We start from the raw sequence: 8,603 nt of genomic DNA, 5'->3' as shown, positions 1-8,603 counted from the left end.
CGAGTCTCGAGACGGTGTGCACGGTTGCGCGCGAGGGGTCGTTCCTGGCTGCGGCCGACGTCTCCGGCGTGACGCACGGCGCGATCAGCCGGCGCGTGGCCGCTGTCGAAAACTGGCTCGGCCTGAAGTTGTTCGAACGTCATGCGCGTGGCGTGCGTCTCACGCCGGACGGCCAGCGCTTCGTCGGCCGGATCGAGCAGGCGTTCGCGATCATCGACAGTGCGGCCGATCAGTGGCGCTCGCCGCGTACGCCGCGACTGGTCAGGATGAGCGTGGTGCCGGCCTTCGCGCAGCTCTGGCTGTTCGAGCGCCAGCATGCGCTCGAGAGCGAGGCGCCCGCATTGCGGATCGAACTCGGCATCGATCTGCGCAACGTCGATATCGCGGGCGGCGAAGCGGATCTGTCGGTCCGGTACGGGCGCGGCAACTGGCGTCAGCTCGAAACCCGCGCGTTCATGCCGGAGCGGCTCTATCCGGTCGCGCATCCGCGGCTCGCCGCACAACTGGCGAAGGAGCGTCGCCGGCGCGGCGATGCCGCATTGCTCGACCTGCCGTTGCTGCACGATTCCGATGTGACCGGCTGGCGCACGTGGTTCGATGCATTGGGCGTGCCATTCAAGCCGCGCGCGCAGGATCGCCGTTTCGAGGATTACAACCTCGTGCTGGCGGCCGCCGAGGCCGGGCTTGGCGTGGCGCTGGCGCGGGTCCCGCTCGCCGACGCCTATCTCAAGCGCAGCGACCTCGTGCGCGTGAGCCGGCACGAGGTCGATTCGGTGCTCAGGTATTACTTCGTGCATGCGAAGGGGGAGAATCGGCCCGAGGTGCTGGCGTTGATGGAGCGGATGCGGGCGGCGGTGGGGGCTGGCGGCTAGCGGCGGCCCTGGCCGGTGTATCGTGACGACCCCCGCCACGGAACGCGCGTGGGGGTGAAGAATGCGTTGTGCGATACGCGGCACTAGGCTCGGGCCGCCGGATCGACGACAATGCGACCGCGAAAAACGATGAGGTGGAGAGATGAACGAGATTCAAAAAGGTATGCATCCGTGCGGATGCAAGCGAGGTCAACAATGAACAAGCCGGACAAGTCGTCGAAAGCGCGTGCCGCGCTCGACCAGCTGTTTTCGGGCATGGCGCCCGCGGATGCGACGCGCGCGTCGCGTCCGGGCAATCCGTTCGAAGCGAGCGCAGACGACGCATCCGCCGGCACGGGCGGGCGCAGCGGTATCGAAGTCACGCTGTCGACCCGGATCCAGTTGCGCGGCTATCCGAATGCGAACGCATTCATGAAGCGCATGGCCGAAGCGTGGGGGCTGGAGTGGGGGATGTACGACAGCGTGAAGGCCATCGCGACGCTGCCCGCCGGATGGCGCGCGCGCCGGCTTCCGGAAGTCACGCAGATCGTCGACGGACACGACGTGCTGCGCGCGGAGAGCAGCCTGCAGGGCGGCGAGATGTCGTATCTGAAAGTGCATCCGCGGTACTACATTGACGCACGCAAGGGATTTGGCTGGGGCAAGTCGTCGAAGGCATCCGACGATCCGGATCTCGACGGCCCCGACTGGAACTGCTTCGTGATCGATCGCGAAAAATCCATCGAAGTGCATGAACTGACGACCTCGTCGCTGAAAGCCGACATGGACAACGCGCGGGCGACGTTGTTGAAATGGCTGGACGAGAACTATCCGAAACATCGCGATCCTTTCGCGTACTGGTCGGATTGCGAAGGGGCGTCGTAATTTTGCGTGGCCGCCCGGTTCGGTATTGCGGGCATGCCTCGCCCGACCGGAATCGGAGCGGGTGGGACGCATGTCGCTTCGATGCATCGGCCGGGTGTGACGGGAGCGCCAATTGAAACGAGCCGGTTTCGTCCCGGTTCTCTGGGCCGCATTCGGTGCGGCGGCCGGTTCGACCGTCGTCGAGTTGCTGCTCTGGCCGATCGTCGGCGACGACGCGATCGGGAACCTGTTGCGCGACTCACGCCTCACGGCGGCGATCGTGATGGGCCGCGGCGTGCTCGGCGCGTCCGCCGGCTTCGATCCGCTCGTCATGGCGGTCGCGACCCTCGTACATCTGGCGCTGTCGCTGATCTACGCGGCCGTGCTGGCGAAGGCGATTCGCAACCTGTCGCGCGCGGCCGCGCTCGTCGCAGGCGGCGCGTTCGGCCTCATCCTGTACGGCGTCAACCTGTACGCCTTCACCGCGATCTTCCCGTGGTTCATCCCGGTTCGTGGCGCGATCACGCTCGTGGCCCATCTGGTATTCGGGATCACGGCAGCGGCGGCCTACCGCTTCGCCAGGCGCTAGGTCGGGCGAAGCGGGTTCCCGCATCGATCATTCGCACCCGACCCCTGGAATAAGCCGGCGCGCTGCATCGTTTAGCCGTCAGGAGACCCTGTACGAAGCGGCGGCACGTAGCGCCGCGTGATGAATCGTGCGCAAGCAATCCGATCGGCCGGGCGCCGCCAGCGGCGCGCGCGATCGAGTGGTCGGGGGCAATCAGGCAGGAGCCGATCATGTGCAACTGGTTTCGATCCGGGATAGGCATCGTCTGTCTCGGCTGTTCCGCGGCGGTGTTCGCGCAAACGTACGACGATCTGGCGGACGAGACGACGAACTGCCGGGCGGTCGTCGCGCAAGCGAACATCGACGGCATGGAGCAGCAAATCGTCGGGCGTGCGTGCCTGCAGGACGACGGCACATGGCAGTTCGTGCAGAGTCCCGATGGTAGCGTTCTATGGTATCCGGCGGCGGACTATCCGTATGCCGACCTGTGGTACTGGGGGCCGCCGCTTTTCATCGGCGCAGGCGTGGGCTTCGTGTTCGTCGATCGATTTCACCACTTCCACCATTTCCACCACTTCGATCACGTCGTCCACTTCAACGGGACGGAGCATCGCCGCTTCGGCATGCCGGTCGGCGCCGGTTTTCACCACGGCGCGTTCCCGGCTGGCACCGCCAGCCATGGATTCGGCGGCATGCATCAGTTCGGCGGCGTGAGCGGATTCGGTGGAATGCGGCGACACTGACTGACGCAGCATCTACAGGATCGATGCCAGCCTCGGCACGCGAAGCAGGAGACCGGCGATCAGGTAGCACGCGACGCCGCCGGTCACGGCGAACTTCAGGAGCAGGGCGGCCGGCACGATGCCTAGTCGAGCCGCCCGCGCAAGTCGTCGAACGGAATCATCACGTGCGTGCGATACGCGGGCCGCGCTTTCAGCCGTTCGTACCACGCTTGCACGTTTGGGATGTCCGGCCGCGCGATGTCGAGTTCGAAGTAGCGATACAGGTGCGTGCCGGCCGCGATGTCGGCGAGCGTGATTGAATCGCCCGCGAGAAACGGCTGCCCGGCCAGCGCCGCATCGAGCGCCTGGAAGTGCTGCGCGCACTGCGCGATGCTTTGCTCGACGCGCGCCGTGTCGCGCTGCCCGGGCGGCGTCCGGAAGTAGCCGCGGAACACGCCGTTCAGGAACGTCGGCTGCAGCGTGGTTTGCGACCAGTCCATCCAGCGGTCGGCGCGCGACTGTTCGGCCGGGTCGTCGTGCCAGAAGCCGGGGCGTCCGTAACGCGCGGCGAGGTAGCGCAGGATGCTGTGCGATTCCCAGACGACCGTGCCGCCGTCGTCGATCACCGGTACGCGCCCGTGCGGGTTCATCGCGAGAAAAGCGGGCGTATCGAGCACGCCGAACCGCCCGCCGGCCGGCACGTGCCGATGCGCGAGCGCAAGCTCGTCGACGAGCCACATCACCTTCTGGACGTTGAATGCATTGCGGCGCCCCCAAACGGTCAGCATGCCGGCCTCCTTGTATCGTGCGGAACGGGATCGCGAGAGTGTAAACGCAGCAGGCGCGCACCGCGGTGCGCGCCTGCCGAGTGTCGTCGTTGTCGTTGCTGCCGTGCGGCGACGCGATCAGAACTTGTGGCGAATCCCGACGATCGCGAGTTCCTGCGTATCGGTGCCGGAGTTCACGCCGTACGAGCCGACCGACGCGGCGGCCTTCACGACCGCACCGTTCGCGTTGAGCGTGTTGCCGCTCGCCTTCTGGTAGCCGAACAGCGCATACAGGTCGGTGCGCTTCGACAGCGCGTAGTCCGCGCCGAGGTTGACCTGGTTGTAGTGCGCGGAACTCGGCCCCGTCAGCGACGTGTAGTTGTAGCCGACGCCCGCGCGCAGCGCCGGCGAGAACTGCCAGTTGAAGAACGCCGAGCCGTTGTTGAACTTCGCGTTCTGGCTGAACGCCGACAGCGTGTCCGCGCCGTACTGCGTATTCGAATACGCGAGGCCGAAGGTGGCGGGCCCGGCCACGTACTGGCCGGCCACGCGCACGATCTGGATCGACTTCGCGCTCGAGAAGCCCTGGTTGATCACGGTGTTGAACAGCGTGTCCGAGCTGCTCGACCACGTGCGCACGCCGTTCGCGACGGTGGAGCCGCCGTTCGCGTAGAAGAAGCCGGCGCCGAGCGACAGCGGGCCGTTCGCGTAGCTTGCGCCGAAGCTGTACGTGCGGCCGCTGCCGGTCGCGCCCGCGACGCCGCCGAAGCCGTACAGGCCTTCGAACTGGAAGCCCGAGATCAGCGGGCTCGTGTATTTCACCGAGTTGCTGACGCGCAGGCTGTTGTCGTAGTTGTCGAGGTCGCCCGGCGTGGCGAACACGCCGCCGAAGTAGTTGTCCTGCGTGAGGCCTTGCACGAGATCGACGACCGGATCGTACTGGCGGCCGAGCGTCACGGTGCCGTACGTGCTGCTCGCGAGGCCGACGACGGCCTTGCGGCCGAATTCGCGTCCGCCCTGGCCGAGCGCGCCCGTGCCGATGTTGAAGCCGTTCTCGAGCTGGAACAGCGCGGCCAGGCCGCCGCCGAGATCCTCGGTGCCGCGCAGCCCCCAGCGGCTGCCCGACAGGTTGCCGCTGCTGAACTTGACGAGGCTCGACGCATTGCTGCCGTTCGCGTTCTGCGCGTTGTGCACGTATGCGATGCCCGCATCGGCGATGCCGTACAGCGTGACGCTGCTTTGTGCGTGCGCGCCGGCGGCATAGAGCGCGGCCGGCAGCGCGAGCAGTGCGAATGAACGGATCTGTTTCATTGTTGGATTCCCCCGTTGGTCGAATGGTCTGACGAGTCGGTGAACGATACGGACGGCGCATCGTCAAGGGAACCAATAAATTGTCGGATCGTTATGAGGCGGCGCGAGGATGGATGCGCGCGCAACTGGCTGGCGACCGGTGCGCAGGGATGCTATGCGTCGTGCCGCCGCGACGCGTTTCTCAGCACGAGCGTCATCAGTTGCCGGCGTGAATCGACGCCGAGTTTCGCGAACGCGCGCTTCGCATACGTGTCGACGGTGGACGTCTTGAGCCCCATCGATTGCGCGATGGCCGCCGACGTCATGCCCTGGATGAACGACGCGCAGACGTGCATCTCGCGCGCGGTCAGGCGCTCCTGCCATTCCGGCAGCCATTGCGCGACGAGGTCGAGATCGAGTTCGTCGCGTGGCGCGTCGTCCGCCGAGATTGCGCCGAGCAGGCGCTTGTGCGCGGACGCCAGCGGCAGCACGACTTGCGAAAGCTGCTTCAGCAGGCTCAGCTCCTTCAGCGAAAACGGCGGCAGCCGCCGCGAACGTGCGATCGAGATCGAGTAGCGCGTGCCGCCCGTCACGCCGGCGATCACGCATTCGTCGTGAATGTCGCCGGCATCGAAGAACAGATGGCGCAGCTCGCTCGCCACGCGCTGCGCGGACACCTGCAGCAACTGCACGTCGTTTTCGGTTCCGATCGCCGCGTACGTTGCATCGTCGCTCGCATAGCTGCGGTAGTAGTGGCGCATCACCTGCGCGACCAGCTCGGGCTCGCGGCCGAAGCTGCCGATCCAGCCGACGCTGCGCCGGCCGGAAGACGCGCTGCGCTCGTAGTCGAGATGCACGGCGTCGAAATCGACGTAGCGCACGAGCGTGTCGTAGACGGCGCGCATGAACTGCGGCGTCCCGACGGCTTGTGCGATGTCGCCCAGCGTTTCGGTCACGAACGCGACGTGGCTCAACGGGAGATCGGGGGCGGGCAGCGCAGCGCTCATGACGTCGTGTGTCGAAGATTTTCAGGTGGCGCTACAGGTATCACGAATATTTTCGACTGCCTACGCGGGAATCTACCCAAACGGCTGGAATCGACGTCGCCGTTTGTCCCGGTTTTCGGGACTGACGCTGACGGCCGCGATCTCTACATTGACCCTTGTGCTGAACACCGCTTGACGGCGTTGACGCGAGTCCGGACCCGGACCGGGCGCAACGGCCGATCCCCATCACAAGGAGAATCCCCATGCGTATCCGTATCCGTCGTCAACCGGCGTTGCGCGCCGCGCGCGTCACGTCGGCGGCGCTGGCCGTCGCGGCCAGCCTGTCCGTCCATGCCGGCGACACTAACCTGAACGTGTACAACTGGTCGGAGTACGTCGCGAAGGACACGGTACCCACCTTCGAGAAGCAGTCGGGCATCAAGGTGCGCTACGACAGCTACGACAGCGACGATACGTTGCAGACGAAGCTGCTCGCAGGCAGCTCGGGCTACGACATCGTCGTGCCGACGTCGAACTATCTCGCGCAGCAGATCCAGGCCGGCGTGTACCAGAAGCTCGACAAGTCGAAGCTGCCGAATCTCGCGAACCTCGATCCGGTGCTGATGAAGATGGTCGCGAAGGCCGATCCGGGCAACCAGTACGGCGTGCCGTGGGCGTGGGGCACGACGGGGATCGGCTACAACGTCGAGGCGGTCAGGAAGCGCCTTGGCGACACCGCACCGACCGACAGCTGGGCGCTGCTGTTCGACCCGGCGAACGCGGCGAAACTGAAAGGCTGCGGCATCTCGCTGCTCGACGCACCGGACGCCGCGTTCGCGGCGGCGCTGCAGTACATGGGCAAGGATCCCGAGAGCAAGAACCCGGCCGACTACCAGGCCGCCTACGACGTGCTGAAGAAGATCCGCCCGTACGTCACGCAGTTCAGCTCGGCCGGCTATGCGGACGACCTGGCGAACAACGACGTGTGCGTCGTGCTCGGCTGGTCGGGCGACGTCGGCATCGCGCGGCGGCGCACGCTCGACGCGAAGCGCTCGTACGAGATTCGCTACGTGAATCCGAAGGAAGGCGGCCTGCTGTGGTTCGACGTGATGGCGATCCCGAAGGATGCGCCGCATCCGGAAGCCGCACTGAAGTGGATCAACTACATCGAGGACCCGAAGACCAACGCGGCGATCACGAACGAGATCTTCTACCCGAGCGCCAACAAGGCCGCGCGCCCGTTCGTGACACCGGCGATCGTGCAGGACCCGAGCATCTACCTGTCCGACGCGACGATCGCGAAGACGTCGCTCGCGATGCCGCGCAGCGCGGACATCGCGCGGATGCAGAACCGTCTGTGGCTGCAGCTGAAGTCGGGCGGTTGAGGGAGACGACGATGATCCATACGCTTCCTGCCGCGTCGGTTGCGGCCGACGCCCGGCGCGATGCGCACGCATTCGTGCGCATCGAGAACGTCGTGAAGAAATTCGGCGACAGCACGGCCGTCGACAACGTGAACCTGACGATCGCGAAGAACGAACTCTTCGCGCTGCTCGGCAGCTCCGGCTGCGGAAAGTCGACGTTGCTGCGCATGCTCGCCGGGCTCGAGACGGCTACGTCCGGCAAGATCTTCGTCGACGGCGAAGATCTCGCGTTGCTGCCGCCGTACCGCCGGCCGGTGAACATGATGTTCCAGTCGTACGCGCTGTTCCCGCACATGACGGTCGAATCGAACGTCGCATTCGGCCTCAAGCAGGAAGGCACGCCGAAGCACGAGATCAGGGAGCGCGTGGCCGATGCGCTCGCGCTCGTGCAGATGAGCAAGTACGCGAAGCGCAAGCCGCATCAGCTCTCGGGCGGCCAGCAGCAGCGCGTTGCGCTCGCCCGTTCGCTGGTGAAGCGCCCGAAGCTGTTGCTGCTCGACGAGCCGATGTCCGCGCTCGACAAGAAGATCCGCCAGAAAACCCAGCTCGAACTCGTGAACATCATCGAGCAGGTCGACGTGACCTGCGTGATGGTCACGCACGACCAGGAAGAGGCGATGACGATGGCGACCCGCCTCGCGGTGATGAGCGAGGGAAAGATCGTGCAGATCGGCTCGCCCGGCGAAGTCTACGAATACCCGAACAGCCGCTTCTCGGCCGAATTCATCGGCTCGACCAACCTGTTCGAAGGCCGCGTGGTCGAAGACGAACCCGATCACATCTTCGTCGAAAGCGACGACCTCGAGGCGCGCATGCATGTGAACCACGGCGTGACGGGCCCGCTCGGGATGCCGGTCGGCATCTCGGTGCGCCCGGAACGCATTCACGTGTCGCGCGAGAAGCCGGGCTCGAAACACAACTGGGCGCGCGGCGTCGTGACCGACATCGCGTACATGGGCAGCTACTCGCTGTATCACGTGCGCTTGCCGAGCGGCAAGACGGTCGTGTCGAACCTGTCGAGCTCGCACCTGATGAACGACAACGCACCGGCGTGGAACGACGACGTGTTCGTGTCGTGGTCGCCGGCCAGCGGCGTCGTGCTGACGCAGTGAGGACGCCACGATGAGAACC

The 8,603-nt window shown here is 65.9% G+C and carries 8 protein-coding genes and 1 pseudogene; 6 read left to right on the top strand and 3 right to left on the bottom strand.

The genetic code is table 11. The features are described from left to right. From G3N93_RS28425 to G3N93_RS28410, 4 genes are all read left to right on the top strand, one after another. On the top strand, window positions 1-872 hold an 872-nt coding region (locus G3N93_RS28425; RefSeq protein ID WP_241026740.1), incomplete at its 5' end, for a LysR substrate-binding domain-containing protein. A 195-nt stretch (window positions 873-1,067) separates the two neighbouring features. Continuing rightward, window positions 1,068-1,736, top strand: coding sequence for a nitroreductase (locus G3N93_RS28420; protein WP_174943270.1), 669 nt, complete (start codon window positions 1,068-1,070; stop codon window positions 1,734-1,736). A gap of 112 nt (window positions 1,737-1,848) precedes the next feature. Then, window positions 1,849-2,304 (top strand): sodium:proline symporter, encoded by a 456-nt coding sequence (locus G3N93_RS28415; protein ID WP_174943267.1) that lies wholly within the window; start codon window positions 1,849-1,851, stop codon window positions 2,302-2,304. A 209-nt stretch (window positions 2,305-2,513) separates the two neighbouring features. Further along, window positions 2,514-3,026: a hypothetical protein gene (locus G3N93_RS28410; RefSeq protein WP_206134453.1), complete on the top strand. Its 513-nt coding sequence runs from the start codon at window positions 2,514-2,516 to the stop codon at window positions 3,024-3,026. Between the two features lie 122 nt (window positions 3,027-3,148). Here G3N93_RS28410 and G3N93_RS28405 read toward each other — a convergent pair whose 3' ends face one another. The 3 genes from G3N93_RS28405 to G3N93_RS28395 form a co-directional block, all read right to left on the bottom strand. Further along, window positions 3,149-3,793, bottom strand: coding sequence for a glutathione S-transferase family protein (locus tag G3N93_RS28405; protein WP_206134452.1), 645 nt, complete (start codon window positions 3,791-3,793; stop codon window positions 3,149-3,151). Between the two features lie 117 nt (window positions 3,794-3,910). Then, window positions 3,911-5,083 (bottom strand): porin, encoded by a 1,173-nt coding sequence (locus G3N93_RS28400; protein ID WP_039364476.1) that lies wholly within the window; start codon window positions 5,081-5,083, stop codon window positions 3,911-3,913. A 152-nt stretch (window positions 5,084-5,235) separates the two neighbouring features. Then, the gene (locus G3N93_RS28395; RefSeq protein ID WP_206134451.1) at window positions 5,236-6,069 is read right to left on the bottom strand and encodes a LuxR C-terminal-related transcriptional regulator; all 834 of its coding nucleotides are present in this window, start codon (window positions 6,067-6,069) and stop codon (window positions 5,236-5,238) included. Between the two features lie 242 nt (window positions 6,070-6,311). Here G3N93_RS28395 and G3N93_RS28390 point away from each other — a divergent pair, with 242 nt between their 5' ends. Continuing rightward, on the top strand, window positions 6,312-7,433 hold the full coding sequence (locus G3N93_RS28390; RefSeq protein WP_174989936.1) for a polyamine ABC transporter substrate-binding protein: 1,122 nt from the start codon (window positions 6,312-6,314) through the stop codon (window positions 7,431-7,433). A 68-nt stretch (window positions 7,434-7,501) separates the two neighbouring features. Next, window positions 7,502-8,584, top strand: a pseudogene (locus G3N93_RS28385) (ABC transporter ATP-binding protein); the annotation flags it as partial. Window positions 8,585-8,603: the final 19 nt, after the last annotated feature.

Origin of the sequence: Burkholderia sp. Se-20378, assembly GCF_017104665.1 — a bacterium.
Lineage (GTDB): Bacteria > Pseudomonadota > Gammaproteobacteria > Burkholderiales > Burkholderiaceae > Burkholderia > Burkholderia lata.
The sequence above is the reverse complement of the archived record's forward strand: the minus strand, read 5'-3'. Positions and strand labels throughout refer to the sequence as shown.